Source organism: Streptomyces sp. NPDC005962 (genome assembly GCF_040629205.1).
GTDB lineage: Bacteria > Actinomycetota > Actinomycetes > Streptomycetales > Streptomycetaceae > Streptomyces.
In genome coordinates this window covers 64588-80262 of sequence record NZ_JBEXVE010000029.1, presented here as the reverse complement: position 1 = coordinate 80262, position 15675 = coordinate 64588, and the positions used below count along the sequence as shown (strand labels likewise).

The 15675-nt window shown below is 72.1% G+C and carries 13 protein-coding genes and 1 pseudogene; 6 read left to right on the top strand and 8 right to left on the bottom strand.

The genetic code is table 11. From position 1 onward, the window contains the following. Nucleotides 1–47: 47 nt before the first annotated feature. Together ABZ370_RS34890 and ABZ370_RS34885 are read right to left on the bottom strand one after the other, a co-directional pair. Nucleotides 48–590, bottom strand: a complete 543-nt coding sequence (locus ABZ370_RS34890; protein ID WP_358629385.1) for a tyrosine-type recombinase/integrase — start codon at nt 588–590, stop codon at nt 48–50. 54 nt (nt 591–644) lie between these two features. Further along, nucleotides 645–1112 carry a nuclear transport factor 2 family protein gene (locus ABZ370_RS34885; protein ID WP_358629383.1) on the bottom strand — a complete coding sequence of 156 codons (468 nt, stop codon included), beginning with the start codon at nt 1110–1112 and terminating at the stop codon, nt 645–647. A 54-nt stretch (nt 1113–1166) separates the two neighbouring features. Here ABZ370_RS34885 and ABZ370_RS34880 point away from each other — a divergent pair, with 54 nt between their 5' ends. From ABZ370_RS34880 to ABZ370_RS34865, 4 genes are all read left to right on the top strand, one after another. Beyond that, nucleotides 1167–1673 carry a metallophosphoesterase gene (locus ABZ370_RS34880; RefSeq protein WP_358629381.1) on the top strand — a complete coding sequence of 169 codons (507 nt, stop codon included), beginning with the start codon at nt 1167–1169 and terminating at the stop codon, nt 1671–1673. A gap of 151 nt (nt 1674–1824) precedes the next feature. Continuing rightward, nucleotides 1825–3168, top strand: coding sequence for an MFS transporter (locus tag ABZ370_RS34875; RefSeq protein WP_358629379.1), 1344 nt, complete (start codon nt 1825–1827; stop codon nt 3166–3168). A gap of 95 nt (nt 3169–3263) precedes the next feature. After that, complete coding sequence (locus ABZ370_RS34870; protein WP_358629377.1) at nt 3264–3821, top strand: DoxX family protein; 558 nt, start codon at nt 3264–3266, stop codon at nt 3819–3821. Between the two features lie 117 nt (nt 3822–3938). Beyond that, nucleotides 3939–4499 (top strand): hypothetical protein, encoded by a 561-nt coding sequence (locus tag ABZ370_RS34865; RefSeq protein WP_358629375.1) that lies wholly within the window; start codon nt 3939–3941, stop codon nt 4497–4499. 96 nt (nt 4500–4595) lie between these two features. On the opposite strand, the gene ABZ370_RS34860 is transcribed toward ABZ370_RS34865, so the two are convergent. The 4 genes and pseudogenes from ABZ370_RS34860 to pqqA all read right to left on the bottom strand — a co-directional run. Further along, entirely contained in the window at nt 4596–5726 is a 1131-nt protein-coding gene (locus ABZ370_RS34860) for a GDSL-type esterase/lipase family protein (protein WP_358629372.1), read from the bottom strand. A gap of 266 nt (nt 5727–5992) precedes the next feature. Beyond that, nucleotides 5993–7036 carry a ParB N-terminal domain-containing protein gene (locus ABZ370_RS34855; protein ID WP_358629369.1) on the bottom strand — a complete coding sequence of 348 codons (1044 nt, stop codon included), beginning with the start codon at nt 7034–7036 and terminating at the stop codon, nt 5993–5995. Between the two features lie 526 nt (nt 7037–7562). Further along, nucleotides 7563–8450 (bottom strand): pyrroloquinoline quinone biosynthesis protein PqqB, encoded by an 888-nt coding sequence (gene pqqB / locus ABZ370_RS34850; RefSeq protein WP_358629367.1) that lies wholly within the window; start codon nt 8448–8450, stop codon nt 7563–7565. A 27-nt stretch (nt 8451–8477) separates the two neighbouring features. Continuing rightward, nucleotides 8478–8543: pseudogene (gene pqqA, locus ABZ370_RS34845) on the bottom strand (pyrroloquinoline quinone precursor peptide PqqA); the annotation flags it as partial. Nucleotides 8544–8897: 354 nt separating this feature from the next. On the opposite strand from pqqA, the gene ABZ370_RS34840 reads away from it, so the two are divergent. Continuing rightward, a complete protein-coding gene (locus ABZ370_RS34840; protein WP_358629364.1) occupies nt 8898–10535 on the top strand; it encodes an ABC-F family ATP-binding cassette domain-containing protein in 1638 nt (545 codons plus the stop codon). Next, on the top strand, nt 10528–12237 hold the full coding sequence (locus ABZ370_RS34835; protein ID WP_358629361.1) for an ABC-F family ATP-binding cassette domain-containing protein: 1710 nt from the start codon (nt 10528–10530) through the stop codon (nt 12235–12237). The genes ABZ370_RS34840 and ABZ370_RS34835 overlap by 8 nt, the downstream gene beginning before the upstream one ends. Nucleotides 12238–12302: 65 nt before the next feature. Here the strand turns inward: ABZ370_RS34835 and ABZ370_RS34830 are convergent, their stop codons facing one another. Both ABZ370_RS34830 and ABZ370_RS34825 read right to left on the bottom strand, forming a co-directional pair. Further along, nucleotides 12303–12857, bottom strand: a complete 555-nt coding sequence (locus tag ABZ370_RS34830; RefSeq protein WP_358629358.1) for a hydrolase — start codon at nt 12855–12857, stop codon at nt 12303–12305. A gap of 7 nt (nt 12858–12864) precedes the next feature. After that, on the bottom strand, nt 12865–15603 hold the full coding sequence (locus tag ABZ370_RS34825; RefSeq protein ID WP_358629355.1) for an alpha/beta fold hydrolase: 2739 nt from the start codon (nt 15601–15603) through the stop codon (nt 12865–12867). Between the last annotated feature and the right edge of the window lie 72 nt (nt 15604–15675).

The window sequence follows — 15675 nt, the reverse complement described above, 5'->3', positions numbered from 1 at the left end:
CGGGCCGGTGGGGGCGGAGGCTCTCCCCGCTCCCGCCCCCACCGGCATCAGGTGTCCCAGACCCGGCGGACCTGTTCGAAGCGGGTCGGCAGCGGCGGGCGGCGCGCGGCGTAACGGGCGTTCGTACGGTGGACGAAGCGGCGCCAGGAGAGCACCAGCCCCTGCCGGGTGATGGGCAGCCCGGCGGCGACGGTCACCCCGTTGTCATGGGTGTGGTGCACGGTGAGCAGCAGCGCGTCCGGGATGGAGCCCTCCAGTTCGGTGCACAGCTCCTTGCGCACCAGCAGCCAGCGGCGCAGGACCAGGATCGTCCCGGCGTCCAGGCCGTGGCGGCGCGGGGTCCGGTGCTTGCCGTGTTCGACGGTCACCCATCCCGCGTCCAGGTCGAGCGACGACATGGTGCAGCGCAGCAGACCGCCGTAGCGGGCCCCGCTGGCCCGGGCCAGCCCCACGATCACCGCGAGCCGTACCGTCTCCGGTTTCGTGCCGCTCTCCAGGGCCTGCACCGAGAGCAGCCGCCAGATCCACTCCGCCTCGGCGGCCGACACCACCGGACGCGGATACCGGTCCTCCGCCGCCTCTGCCGCCATGCCGTCACCCTTCTCCGATAGTCTGCTTGGCACATTATTTCTGTCGCGGGCGGGTCACAACCCCAGATCGCTCAGTCCCGGGTGGTCGTCCGGGCGGCGGCCGAGCGGCCAGTGGAACGTGCGGTCCGCCTCCGTGATGGCCAGATCGTTGATGGACGCGTGGCGCTGTGTCATCAGACCGTCGGTGTCGAACTGCCAGTTCTCATTGCCGAAGGACCGGAACCAGTTGCCGGAGGCGTCCTGGCATTCGTAGACGAAGCGCACCGCGATGCGATGGCCCTCGTAGGCCCACAGTTCCTTGATGAGCCGGTAGTCCAGCTCTTTCGCCCACTTCCGGGTCAGAAAGTCGACGATCGCGGGGCGGCTGTGCGGGAATTCCGTGCGGTTGCGCCAGCGGGAGTCGACGGAGTAGGCGAGGGCCACCTTCGCGGGGTCGCGGGAATTCCAGGCGTCCTCCGCCTGACGGACCTTCTGGACCGCGGTCTCCCGGGTGAACGGGGGAAGCGGCGGGCGCTGGGTCACATTGTCTCCTCTGCGGTGATCGATGGCTGACGCTCCACACGGTACGGTCGGCGGGTGCGTCTTCTGCTGATGTCGGACACCCATCTCCCGCGACGGGCCAAGGAGCTGCCGGGCGAACTGCTGGACCGGGTGGCGCGCGCCGAGGTGGTCATCCACGCGGGCGACTGGGTCGACACCGCCACCCTCGATCTGCTGGAGGCGCGCTCGTCCCGGCTGATCGGTGTGTACGGCAACAACGACGGGCCCGGGCTGCGGTCGCGGCTGCCGGAGGTGGCGTACGCGGAGCTGGGCGGGCTGCGCTTCGGGGTGGTGCACGAGACGGGCGCGGCGCAGGGGCGTGAGCGGCGCTGCGCCCAGCGGTTCCCGGAGCTGGATGTGCTGGTGTTCGGCCACAGCCACATCCCGTGGGACTCCACCTCGGCCGACGGACGGCTCCGGCTGCTCAACCCCGGTTCCCCCACGGACCGGCGCCGCCAGCCATACTGTACGTATCTGACGGCCGCGGTCGAGGCCGGACGGCTGACCGCCGTGGAGCTGCACCGGCTGCCGCCTCGCCACTGAAGGCGCCTGAAGACACCTGAAGGCGCTGTTTTCCCCGGGTGTGTCCCGTCCGCCCGTTCCTCTCGCCTCTCGTCGCGCTTCTCGTCGCGTTCTCTCTTCTCTCTTCAGCCCCTGCCCTGTCCCCATCCGTGGTGCTGATGAGGAGTGACCGATGACGGTACGGAGCGATGCTTCCGTACGGCGCGCGGCGCTGACCGCCGTGTCGCTGGCCATGTTCTGCGTCCAGCTGGACGCCTTCGCGCTGAATCCGGCGCTGCCCCGGATCGGCCGCGATCTCGGGGCCGGTGCCGGGCTGCCGTGGGTGGTCAGCGGCTATCTGCTGGCGGCCGCCTCGCTGATGCTGGGCGCCGGGCGGCTGGGCGATGTGCTGGGGCGGCGCGCGCTGCTGACGACGGGCCTCGCGGTATTCGGGGGCGCGTCGCTGGTGTGCGCGCTCAGCCCGTCGCTGCCGGTGCTGGTGGGCGCCCGGGTCGTCCAGGGAGCGGGCGGCGCACTGGCCATGCCGGTGGGGCTGGCACTGCTGACGCACGTCTATCCGCCCGCGCTGCGCGGGCGGGCCCTGGGGTGGGCGATGGGCGTCGGGGGCGTCGCGACGGCGTGCGGGCCGTTCGCGGGCGGGGTGCTGACCGAGGCCGTGTCGTGGCGTGCGGTGTTCTGGCTCAATGTGCCGGTCGCCGCGGTCGCGGCGGGGTGCGCGGCGCGGGCGGCGGAGCCCCGGGCCGCGCGCAGGCCGCGCCCGGTGGACGGGAAGGGCCTGGCCGCGGCCACCTCGGCGGTGGCCGCACTCGCGGTGGTCACCGATCGCGGGCCGGTGTGGGGCTGGGCGTCGGGGCGTACGGCCACCGCGCTGGCCCTGACCGGCGCCCTGTTCCTGGTCTTCGTACGGTACGAACGGGCGGCGCCGCACCCCCTGGTGAGCCCGGCGCTCCTGCGCAACCGGCCCTTCGTGGCGCTCACCGCGGCCGGTGCGGTGGCCAATGCCGCGACCGTGGTCTTCCTCTTCGTGGTGCCGATGTCGCTGCAGGGGCCGTGGCGGCTGTCGGCGGCCGCCGCCGGGGCGGCCTTCCTCGCGCCCGCCGCGGCCATGTCCGTGGCCGGACCGCTGGCCGGGCGGATCGCTCCGGCGAGGGCGGCCGGGGCGATGGCTGGGTGCCTGGGCCTGGGCGGGGCCGGGCTGTGCGCGGCGCCGCTGGCGGCATCGCTGCCGGGCTATATTCTGCTGGCCACCGGCTGCGGGGCCGCCCTCGGGGTGGCGGGCGCCCTGACCCTCATCGCCACCCAGGCGGCCGCGGGCCCGGAGCGGGCGGGCGAGGCGTCCGGCCTGACCAAGACGGCCGTCACGGCCGCGGCCGGACTCGGGGTGGCCCTGTGCGCTCCCGCCGCCGGGACGTCCCTGACCACGGCCGGTGTGAGCTGCCTGGCCGCCGCCCTGCCACTCGCCGCCGGGGCCCGGCGCGGCCTGCGCCGCGACCCGGGCGGTGAGCGCACGGATTGAACCCGCGGCCTGATTGCGACAGAGTTGAACATAAGGCACATATCCCTTATCCGGCTCGGTGGCCGCGCACCGAACCCCGACCCGACGAGGGCGCCATGTCGTACTACGACGATGAGAACACTCCCCCGATGGGCACGCCCGCCCATGCCTCCCCCCGGAGCGCCCCGGGCGTGCTGCGCGCCCATGACATCGGGCTGCTCGTGGTGCGGCTCGGGGTCGGGCTGATCATCGCCGCGCGGGGGTCGCAGCATCTGTTCGGCTGGTGGGGCGGGCTCGGGCTCTACCGGACCGGCGAGGAATTCGGCCACCTCGGCTATCCGGCACCCCGGGCGATGGCGTTCATCGCGGGGCTCACCGAGACCCTGGGCGGGCTGGGGCTCGCGGTGGGGCTGCTCACCCCGCTGGCCGGGGCCGCCGTGGCGGGCTGCATGGCCAACGCCGTCGCCGCCACCTGGCATCTCGGCCTGTTCGGCGGCTTCGAGTTTCCGCTGCTCATCGGCGTGTGCGCGGCCGGGCTCGCGCTGACCGGGTCGGGCCGCATCGCCATCGACGCGCTCATTCCGGGGCTGCGGTCGCAGCGGGTCGGCTATGGTGTGGCAGCGCTCGTCCTGGCCGCGATCCTGGCAACGGTGACGATCCTGCTGCGTACCTGACGCGGCGCCCCGATCCGTCCGGCTCACGGTGAACGGGGCGCGGCGGTTTTCCGTATGGCTCTGTACGCGCCCTGGCATGCGGGGCGTGGACCGAAGAACCCTACGGAGGACCAGCTCATGAGTGAACGGTTCACTCCTCCCATCCAAGCCCTCCCGGACGGGGATGCCGAAGTCCGCCTGGTGCTCCATCTGCCGTGGGACGTGGTCTCCGCACTGGGCCAGGAGGCCGGACGGCTGGCCGCCCAGATGCACCGGCCGGTGAGTCTGGACGAGGCGATCAGCCACCGGCTGCGCACCCAGGCCATGAGCTCCGCCGCCCACGCCAAGCCCCAGCTGGAACGGAACCAGCCCGCGCCCGCCCCGTCGCCCTCGGCGCAGCCCACGACCCGCTCCCCCGGTGAACAGGCCCGGCAGGCGATCGACAAGATCAACGGTTCCGCCCCGTCCGCCAACGGCGGCCACGGCAGCCACGGCGGGACCGCGCACGGCGCCGCGGGTCAGGGCGGCTCCCACAGCGCCGCCGAGACCTCCGGCCCGCCGCCCGGCGCCACCGCCGCGGACACCCCGCCCGACGACCGCGGCATCCTGGAGCGCCCCGCCCGGGCCACCGGTCCGGTGAACGGGGTCGCGCACGGCCCGGGGTCGCTGAACGGCACGGCCACCGAGATGCCGAGATGAGCGCCGCGGCGTAGTGGCCGTGCGGGTGGGGGTGCCGTCCGGCGCGGACGCCGCCCCCACCCGCATGGCAGCCGCGCCATCAGCGCCCGGCGCTCATCATCCGAGCGCGTCGATATCGACCGACGCGGCCATCGCCCGCGCCCCGCCATCGTTGAGGTGCATGCCGTCGCCGCCGTCGAACGCGGGACGCAGATGGTCCGGGCGGGCGGGGTCCGCCACGGCCCGGGCGACGTCGAAGACCGTGTCGAAGGTGCCGCTGGCGCGTATCCAGTCGTTCACCTCACGCCGTATGGCGAGTCCCTCGGGCGTGCTGCAGCCCGGGTGGACGGCTCCGGCGTAGGGGCCCATGGTCGCGGTGTGGATCGCGAGACCGGCGTCGTGCGCCCGTACGGCCAATTCGGCGAATCCGGCGATCAGTTCACCGGCCGTGACCGGGGGCAGGCCGAGCATGCCGGGCAGGCCGAGGTCGTTCAGGCCGAAGTGCACCAGGACGTGCCGGGCGCCCCGGCATAACAGCACGTCGCGCTCGAAGCGCGCCAGGGCGTGTTCGCCGACCTCGTCGGTCAGCAGCCGGTTGCCGCCTATGCCCTGGTTGACCGCCCAGCCGCGCCGCATCCGGCGGTTGAGCGCGTCGACGGAGCGCCGGTTGGCGCCCAGGGTGGTGCCGAAGCCCTCGAACCAGGAGTCCCCGAACGCGACGGTGAGCGGCGTGTCCTGCTCCGCGAGCACATCGACACCCGTCACATAGAACCCGGCCTGGACCTGTTCGGCGCCGGGAAGGCTCGTCGCACCGGCCCGGTTTCCGTCCGCGACGTAGGCCGTTTCGACGGTCGTGTGGGAGTAGGTGGCCGGTCCGGTGTCCCCCGGCAGGTAGAGGCTGAGCACCAGGTCGGTGCCCGCCCGGACCGGCAGGGCGACCGGATCGCTGACGATCTCGCCACCCGGCTCCACCGTCACGTGCCCCGAGCCGTCGAAACGCAAGCCGGTATCGGTGGCCGCCTCGATCCGGTCGGCGCCGCCGCGCACCGCGACCCGGGCGTCGGCCACGGTGAGGGGGGCGTGGCCGTACCGATTGGAGAGCCACACCCGCACCTGCTCACCGCCACCGGCCATCCGCAGGACCTGACGTACCGTCTGATCGTGGAACACCCGCGGCTCGTCGAACCGGAGCTTCTCGTAGGGGCTGATCACCGCGCTGGTGAACCCCGCCAGCCACTGAACACCCATGATGGGCCTTCCCCCTCCCCCGTCGGCGGCCTCGCGCTGACCGCTGACGCGGCGGGGCCGGTATCGGCCTCGCCACGTGTTCAACCGCACCGTTGCATCAGTTGAACACCCGCCGGGCATGGCTGGAGGACCGCTGAGATCGTGAACTCGGCGGCTACCCCGAGCGACGCGTCAGACGATAGCCTGTTCGACGGGCAGCCACCATCAGCGCTACGCATCCTGCGATGTGGCCCCGGGCCGCGTCCAGCGGTCCGCGTGGAGAAGGGTCAGCCGGTCTCTCCGACCTCCTGCGCGAACTCGGCCCACATCCCCGCGTACTCCCTCGCCAGGTCGGCCACCAGATCCGTGCAGTGCGAGGGAACCGCCTCGGCCAGCTTCAGCAGTTCCTGCCGCTCCATGGCGCTGCGCCGCAGCAGCCGGAGCAGCTGACGGCCGCTCTCCTTGTGCCTCAGCGAGGGATCGCGTAACAGCTTGACCATGGGGGACATCGCTGCCGACCGTATCGGCCGGATGGTGCTCACGGTCGCCTCGGCGGCCCTGCCCAGCGATGTCGCACAGCTCTTCGTGCCGGCCGCCGACGGCTTCGTATGCACGTTCCGGTCCGGCACGGGGACCCGGCCGGAGGCGAGCCGTTTCCGTACGTCGCTGACCGTCGCCGGTGAGATGCCGGCCGTCCGCGCCACCTCGCGCAGTGAGGCGTGCGGGCGCTCCGCCAGCAGTTCGGCGGCCCTTCTGCGGCCCTCGGCGCTGTCGGACGGCCGGACCTTGCCGTCCCTGCCGATACGGGCCTGTGGACGCGGTGTCACATCGCCCAGGGTGGACCGCAGTCCCGCCACGGTCTTGGCGCTGAGACCCGCGGTGCGCGCGACCGCGCGGTCCGAAAGATGCGGGGACGAGAGGAGGATACGCACCGCCGCGGCCCGGCGGTCCTCCCGGGAAAGCGGAAGGCCGTGCGCCATGTTGGACCGGACCGCGAGGAGGAACGCCTCCTCGGCCGTACCGTCGAAGAACCGCACCTCGATGGTCTCCTGGCCCTTCGTCCAAGCGGCCATCAGGCGGTGCATGCCGTCGATCACCCGCATCGTGGCGCGCTCCACGACGATCGGCGGAAGCGGTCCGTCGACCTCTGCCAGCCGGGCGACGTGCGCGGCGTCCTCACCTCGCAGACGCGGGGAGAGGCCGGGCACGAGCGACGAGACCGGCACCGGCTCGACCGCTGAGGGGAAGGAGTTGGTCAAAGTCGCCGAGACCGACGGGGCGTCGGAATCCTCTTGCTCGGATTCCAGGGGATGTGCGCTGCGTTCGGCCATGTAACTGAACCTCTTTCATCCTGGGTCGCCTGGGTGAAATGGCCTGGTCAGCCGAGGTGGTGACAGCGAGAGCCGCTCCTCGCGCGGGCCGGGTCGCGTCACACGCCCTCAGGCCGCGCGGGGTTCGGCGCCCCGGAGGCGGCGCCCTGGCGGCACTCCGGCGAAACCCCGTGAACCCCCGGCGCACTACCCGCGGTAAAGCCGCGCCCACGCCCGCTCCCGCGCCCACGGCGAACGCGCCTTCGCCCCCTTTGCGCCCTGCCCAAGCTTTGCCCATGGATATTCAGGATGAAAGAGGTGCACTGACTCATCTCCCCCAAAATTCGCAGACGTGGCGCACCGCATGCGTTTATCCCGACTCCTGCACTGTACACAGAATCGGGCGTTCATCGGTGTTGAAGAAATACACGGAACTTCGTTCCGGAAAGGTTGGGCCGGTGTCACGGCGGACAATTGCCGATAACCCGCGAAGTAGTACCCCAACGTGAGCGCGCCGGGCGGTGCCGGCCACGAGGGGGTGCACGGCTCACAGGACGAGTTCGCTGCCGTCCGCCAAGACCTCCGCGCCCGCCCCTCGCACCGCCGCACTGGCGGAAGATGCGGGGTCGAGAAGGGGATTGGTGTTGTTGAGGTGGGTGTAGACGCGGCGCAGTCCCGGGTGGCGGGCGAGGGCCGCGAGGCTGCCGCCGGAGCCGGTCACCGGCACATGGCCCATCAGGGACTGTCCGGCGCTCCCGGAGCGGACGGCCGACCCCAGTTCGTCGGCGCTGAAGAAGGTCCCGTCCAGCAGGGCGCAGGACGCCGAGTCCAGCAGGTCGTCGAATCCGTCCGGCCAGGTGGCCAGGCAGGGGGCGTAGACGAGGACTCCGCCGGTGGCCGGGTCCTCGACGCGGTAGGCGCTCACCCAGGGGGCGTCGGGGTCCGGATCGCCGACGTACTTGGGGGCCTTGGCACCGACGGGGTGCGCGGTGACGGTGAGCCCGCCCGCCAGTTCGAAGCCGGTGCCGCTCCGCCACTCCCACGGCGCATAGCGGTCCAGCAGGCCGCGCAGCGGCAGGTCGGCCATGAGCGCGCCGAGCACCGGGGGCGCGGCGTGCACGGTCAGGCCCGCGCCGCCGCGCAGGATGGTCAGCCCCAGGGCGTGGTCGACCTCGGCGTCGGTGAGCAGCACGCCGCGCACGGGGGTCTCCCGCGGGCCGGGGCCGGGCGCCAGGGCGGGGGTCGCGAGGAGCTGGGTGCGGATGTCGGGCGAGGCGTTGAGCAGCCACCAGTCGCGTCCGTTGCCGCTGACGGCCGCGCACTCCTGGGAACGCGCGGGCAGTTCGCCGCGGTGGCAGCGGGCGCACAGCGCGCAGGCGCAGTTCCACTGCGGGAATCCGCCGCCGGCGGCGGTGCCGAGCAGGATCACCCTCATTGCTCCGTCCTTTCCTGCGACGATGCGTCAGTCGCGGGCGAAGTAGGCGGTGACTTCCAGTGCTGTGCCGAAGGAAACGAAATCGGGGCGGTGTCACGCCTTCTTGACTCGGAGTTCCTTGTCTGCGGTCTGCATACGACTACTCCTTTTCACGGAACGGTGTTTACCGAATGTGCGAGAGCGAGGCTAACGACAGCGGATAGGAGGCGGCAATATCCGCCCGGCGGCAACGGCCTCTTCTGGTAGGGTGAAGTGCGAGTGATGTCCAGCATAGGAGAGGCAATCGTGGTTGTGGCGGGTGACGACGACATCTCCGGGTGATCCGGATGTCAGCGGGCACAGAGGTGCACCCAGCGTGCGCGGCTCTGTGGTCGTATCCCCACGCCTTGACCACCGCATCCTCCGGGCCACTTCTGTGTGCCCGCATCATCTGCGAGGCCTCCGTTCATGTCCGAAGCCTTCATCGTCTGCTCGAATCTCTCCTTCTCCTGGCCCGACGGCACTCCGGTGTTCCAGGATCTGTCCTGGTCCGTCGGTGACGGCAGGACCGGCCTGGTCGCACCGAACGGTGCGGGCAAGTCCACGCTGCTCCGGCTGATCGCCGACGAACTCCGCCCGAACCGCGGGGGCGTGACCGTCAAGGGCCTGCTCGGCTATCTCCCGCAGAGCCTGCCCCTCACCGTCGACCTCACGGTGGCCGAGGTGCTCGGCATCGCCCCGGTCATCCAGGCGCTGGACGCCATCGCCTCGGGGGATGTGGCCGAGGAGCACTTCACGACGGTCGGCAACGACTGGGACATCGAGGAGCGCAGCCGCGTCCACCTCGACCGCTTAGGCCTGGGCGACGTCCCGCTGACCCAGCGGCTGCACGCCCTCAGCGGCGGCCAGGTCATCTCCCTCGGCCTCGCGACCCAGCTGATCAAGCAGCCCGATGTGCTGCTCCTGGACGAGCCGACGAACAACCTCGACCTCGACGCCCGCCGCAAGCTCTACGGCGTGCTGGAGAGCTGGCCCGGCTGTCTGCTGGTGGTCAGCCACGACCGGGAACTGCTGGACCGCATGGACCGGATCGCCGAACTCGACTCGGGCGAGATGCGGTTGTACGGCGGCAACTACACCGACTACGAGGAGTCCGTGCGCGCCGAGCAGGAGACCGCCGAGAAGAACATCCGCACCGCCGAACAGCAGGTCAAGCGGGAGAAGCGGGAGATGCAGCAGGCCCGTGAGCGGGCCGCGCGCCGGGCCGGGGTCGGCGCCAAGGCCGCCAAGAAGGGCAGCATCCCCAAGATGGCCGCGGGCACGCTCAAGCGCCGCGCCCAGGAGTCGGCGGGCAAGGCGAACGACATGCACGGCCAGCGCCTCTCCGACGCCAAGGCCCGGCTGGACGAGGCGAGCCGGGCGCTGCGGGACGACCGCACGATCACGCTGGAGCTGCCCGACACCAACGTCCCCGCCGGGCGCACCGTCTTCCTCGGCGAGGGCCTCCACGTCCGGTACGACGAGCGGGAGCTGTTCGCGGGCGAGGGTGTCGACCTCGCGATCCGGGGGCCCGAGCGCATCGCGCTGACCGGGCCCAACGGCGTCGGCAAGTCCACGCTGCTGCGTGTGATCAGCGGCGAACTCGACGCGCGGGCCCGGGAATTCAAGCGGTCGGACGGCCGCGTCGCCTATCTCTCCCAGCGCCTCGACACGCTGCCGCTGGACCGCACCGTGGCGGAGTGCCTGGCCGACTACGCGCCGCGGAAGCCCGAGGCGGAGCGGTTGAACCTGCTGGCCCGCTTCCTCTTCCGCGGTCCCGCCGCGCATCTCCCGGTGGGGGCGCTGTCGGGCGGTGAGCGGCTGCGCGCCACCCTGGCCTGTGTCCTGGGCGCCGAGCCCGCACCGCAGCTGCTGCTGCTCGACGAGCCGACCAACAACCTCGACCTCGACAGCGTCGAGCAGCTGGAAGGGGCGCTCAACTCGTACGAGGGCGCGTTCGTCGTGGTCAGCCACGACGAGCGGTTCCTCAAGGAGATCGGGGTGAGCCGCTGGCTGCGGCTGTCCGCGGGCAGCCTGCGCGAGACCGGGGCGCCCGCCGGTGACTGACGCGTCCACACCCCGGACCGGCGGACAGGACGTCCTCTCCGCCGACTACCGCTCCGCACACCTCCTCGGCGAGAACCTGCACTGTGTGCTCGGGGACCGCACGGTGCTGTGCGATGTCTCGCTGAAGGTCTCCCACGGCGAGCGGGTGGGTCTGATCGGGGAGAACGGCCGGGGGAAGTCCACCCTGCTGCGCGCGCTCGCCGGGGAGCTGACGCCACAGCGCGGCCAGGTCGTGCGCGCGGTGACGGGCCAGGTGGGCTTTCTGCCGCAGCGGCCGGACTTCCCCGCCGACGCCACCATCGAGGACGTGCTCAGCCGGGCGACCGCGGAGTTCGGGGAGCTGTCCGCACGGATGCGCGCCGCCGAGGAGCGGATGGGCTCCGACGGGGGCGACCTCGACGCGGTGCTGGAGGAGTACGGCCGTCTGCAGGAGGAGTTCACCCGCCGCGGCGGGTGGGAACTCGGCGCCCGCGTCGGTGAGGTGCTGGACGTCTTCGGGCTGGCCGGGCTGGACCGGGGGCGGCCCACCCGGACCCTCTCCGGCGGGGAGCGGGCCCGGCTGGCGCTGGCCTCGCTGGTGCTCACCGAACCGGCCGGGCTCCTGCTCGACGAGCCGACCAACCACCTCGACGACCGGGCGGTGGACTGGCTCGTCCAGTGGCTCGCGCGGTACCAGGGCCCGTGCCTGATCGCCTCGCACGACCGCGTCCTGCTGGACACGGCCGTCACCGCCATCGTCGACCTGGACGGCCCCCGTGGCTCCACCGTGCGCTACGGCGGCGGCTACCGCGACTATCTCGACGAGCGTGCCGCGGCACAGGAGCGCTGGTGGCAGCGGTACCGCGACTGGAGCCAGGAGCTGGCCGAGGCCCGGCGGCGGGTGCACAAGGCCCGGGCGAGCGGTCGCGTCTTCGGGGGCCGGGGCGACAACGACAAGCTGTCGTACAACGCCGCCGGGGGCGCCGCCGAGGCGGCCGTCGCCCGTACGGCCCGCGCCGCCCAGCAGCATCTGCGACGGCTGCTGGACGATACGGTGCCGCGTCCGCCGGAGCCCCTGACGTTCGCTCCCCCGGGGGAGGCGGGCCCGGCCGAGGAGGTCCCGGAACCGGCCGACGGGGTGCTGTTGCGGGCCGAGGGCCTGACCGCCGGTGAGGTGCTGCGGGGAGCGGACCTGGAGTTGGCGCCGGGTGCCCGGTATGTGATCGCCGGTCCGAACGGCGCGGGCAAGTCGACGCTCCTGTCGGTGCTGGCGGGCGAGCGGGCCCCCGACGCCGGGAGGCTGGAGCGCGCGCCGGGGCTGCACATCGGATATCTGCGGCAGGACAGCGACTTCGGCGCGGAGCGGCGCGGTCTGCTGGACATGTTCGCCGCTCACCGCGCGGCCCATGTCGAGGACGCGGCGGCCGAGTTGACCAGGTTCGGGCTGTTCGAGTCCGCCGACTTCGGCACTCCGGCGAACCGGCTGTCCGTGGGCCAGTGGCGGCGCCTCGAACTGGCGTTGCTCTTCGCCCGGCAGCCGCATCTGCTGCTGCTCGACGAGCCCACCAACCACCTCAGCCTGGTGCTGGTCGAGCAGCTCCTGGCGGCGGTGGAGCGCTTCACCGGCCCGGTCGTGATGGTCACCCATGACCGCGCCCTGCGCGAGCGCCACCGCGACAGACTGCTGGAGCTGTCCGGCGGGCGGCTGGTGCGGCCCGTCTGAGGCCCCGCCCGGCGCGGTGCCACGGGACCGCGCCGGGCCGTCCCGCCTCGTCCCGTCCCGTCCCGTCAGCGGATGTAGCGCCCGTCCAGGTACTTCTTGGCCAGTTCGAGGTAGCGGGGGTCCTCCGAGTTCCTGATCAGTTCGAAGAAGAACATCTCCCGCGTGATCAGGTGCACCCCGTTCTGCCGCAGGCGGGCGAGCCCCAGCTCATGGTCCGCCCGGTTCCGCGTGGAGCAGGTGTCGGCCAACACGAACACCGTCTTCCCCCGCTCCACCAGGCTCAGCGCCGACTGGAAGACGACCACGTGGGTCTCGGCACCGGCCAGCACATACTGGTCCCGGTCCGAGGACACCACATGGTTCTCGATGGAATCCTCGCGGAGGAAGTCGAAGTGCTCCTTCTCCAGCCGGGGCGCGCCCTCGGCCGCCTCGTGCAGCGAGAGGGAGAGTCCGCCCAGCTTCTTGTGCTCGGTCAGCAACAGCGGAAGGCCGAATTCCCGCGCCACGTCCGCCACCCAGCAGGTGTTGTGCAGCAGCTGTGTGCCGTCCAGCAGCAGCGGAATGAGTTCCAGCTGCATATCGAAAAGGACGACCGCCGCCTTGTCCACGTCTACCAGCATGTCCTCATCACCGTTCCCTTCCCATGAGGTGATCCCGCTCGGACCAGAACTCCGCCAGCGTCCGGTTGAAGGCCCGCCCCGCGGTGAGCGGCATGTAGTGCCCGTGGGCGTCGAACTCCCGCACCCGCGCCCCGGGAATCGCCGAGTACAGGGCGGCGGTTCCCGCGTCGACGACGCAGTCGTCGCGGCCGCGGACCACCAGACAGGGAGCGGTGACGTCCCGGAGCCGGTCGACGATGTCGAAGCCCGTCAGCGCCGTGTAGTAGCGGCGCAGCGTGTCCATGGGGGTGGCCGCGGTGAACCGCTCGGCCGGGTTGCCCCCTTCGCCGAACACCGCCTCCAGCAGGCTCCCGTGCACGCGCAGCTCCTCCCGCAGCTCCAGCGTGCGGTCGAAGGCGTCGTCGCCGTAGCGGGGCGCGCAGCTGATGAGCGTCAGGGAGCCGACCCGCTCCGGGTGCCGCAGGGCGGTCAGGGCCGAGACGCAGCCGCCCAGGGACCAGCCGACCAGGTCGGCCGGGCCGTCGGCGGCATCCCGCAGGAAGGCGGCCACCTCGTCCGCGAGCGACTCGAAGGAGAAGCGGTCCTGGTCGAAGGGGGCGTTCCCGTGCCCCGGGTACTCCGGGACGTACACCGTGCGCCCCGCCCGGAGCAGGGCCGGGATCTGCTGGGTCCACACCCGGTGGTCGCAGTTGAGCGGGGGGAGCAGCAGGGTGGACCGCCCGCCGTGGCCGTACTCCAGCCACCGGGTCAGCGGTGCGGTGGCGTGCGTACGGGGTGCCCGGGGCGTTCGCCGTTCCTCCGGTTCGACGGACCGTCCGGCGATGGCGGCGGCGAGGTCGGCCACCGTCTCGTGGCGGAAGAGGTCATGGGACCTGATGGGGCTTCCGGCCTTCTGGTGGGGGCTCAGCAGCTGGACGGCCGAGAGAGAGTCCAGGCCCAGTGAGGCGATTCGGGTGCCGGGTGCGATGTGGTCCGTTGCCCCGTCGAAGCCCAGCAGGGCCGACAGCTCCGCGCAGAGCTGCCGGGCGAGTCGGTCGTCCGCGGGCTGTGGGCCCGTGTCCGGTGTGGTGGCGGGGGCGTCCTCGGTCAGCCAGTGCCGCCGCTTCTCGAAGGGGTAGCCGGGCAGTGTGATCCGTGCCAGGTCGGCCGGTGCGTCGAGCCGCCGGAGCAGGGCGTGGGTGTCGCGTGCCCGCCAGTGTGCGACCAGGTCGCGCAGGTCGTCGTCGAGGCGGTCGGTGTCCGTGCGCTCTCCCAGGTCGTCCAGGTGGGAGAGAAGTTCATCGCGGGTGCGGGCCACGACCACCCGCTCATGGGTGTAGCACGGACGTCGCAGCAGCAGCTGGGAAAGGTCCCGGAGCTGATCCTCGGGCAGCTCGGCCACCAGCGCCCGGCAGCGGTCCGCCAGCACCGCCAGGCTCTCCCGCGACTCCGCCGACAGGCAGAACGGCAGCGCCCGCCCGGGGCGGCGGTCCACCGTGGCCTCCTCCGCGGTGCCGCCCGGCACCTTGCTCAGGACCACATGGCCGTTGGTGCCGGTGAAGCCGAAGGCGCTGACGGCGCACAGCGGTTTGTCCCCCGGCCAGGGCAGCGGTTCCCGGTTGACCCGGAACGGCGCGATGTCGAGGTAGGAGACCGCCTCGTCCGTGGCGGCCACCGGCGGGATGGTCTCGTGGCGGAAGGCGAGCAGCGCCTTGATGACACCGGCCAGGCCCGAGCACACCAGGGTGTGCCCGATGAGCGGCTTCACCGCACCGAGGTGGCAGCCGTCGCCGTCGGTCCGGCGGAAGGCGGACTTCAGGCCCTCCAGCTCGATGGGATCGCCCAGCGGCGTTCCGGTGCCGTGCGTCTCCAGATAGGCGATTCGCGAGGGGTCGATCTTCTCGCGCTCGTACAGCTCGGCGATCAGCCGTGACTGCGCCTGAGAACTCGGCGCCATCAGACCGTTGGTGGTGCCGTTGTGGTTGGTGCCGGTCGCCCGGACCGCCCCATGGATGCGCAGCCCCCGGGCCCTGGCCTCGTCATGGCGCATGAGCACCAGGCACGCGGAGCCTTCGGCCGGTACGAACCCGTCGGCGGCGTCGGTGAACGGCAGCGACGCACCCTCCGGGGAGCTCATCCGCGAACTCCGCGCGAAACGCAGCACCTCCGGGGTGCTGAAGACCGAGACGCCACCGACGACCGCACAACGGCACTGCCCGGCACGGAGGTTGAGCACCGCCTGGTGCAGTGCGGTCAGCGAGGACGAGCAGGCGCTGTCCAGGGTGAGGGAGGGGCCGTTGATGTCGTAGAAGTAGGAGATGCGGCCCGAGAGCGTCGAGGGCGCGTTGCCCAGGAAGCTGTGGGTTCCGTAGACGACGTCGCTGCGCCGCGCCACCAGGGAGCGGTAGTCGCCGGGCAGTCCGGCGACGAACACACCGCAGTCCAGGGCGCGCAGGTCCGCGGGCGTCAGATAGGCGTCGTCGACCGCGTGCTGCGCCGTCTGCAGCAGGATGCGCTGCTGTGGGTCCATGCACTGCGCCTCGTTCGGCGAGATGCGGAAGAACCGCGCGTCGAAGTCCTGGTGTCCGTCCAGGAAGCCGCCGACGAACCCGGCCGCGTCCTCCTCCCCCGCCCAGCGGTCGGTGGTGCCCAGGGCGCCACGGCCCAGCCGCAGCCGCTCCCAGTACTCCTCCGGGCCGTCGCTTCCGGCGAACCGGCAGGCCATGCCGACCACGACCGGGGTGTCGTCCTCAAGCAGCTCGTCCATGCCCACTCTCGATTCCCTGCCGCGCCGTGGTGGTACTGGTGGCAGTGCCAGTGCCAGTGCCGGTGCCGGTGC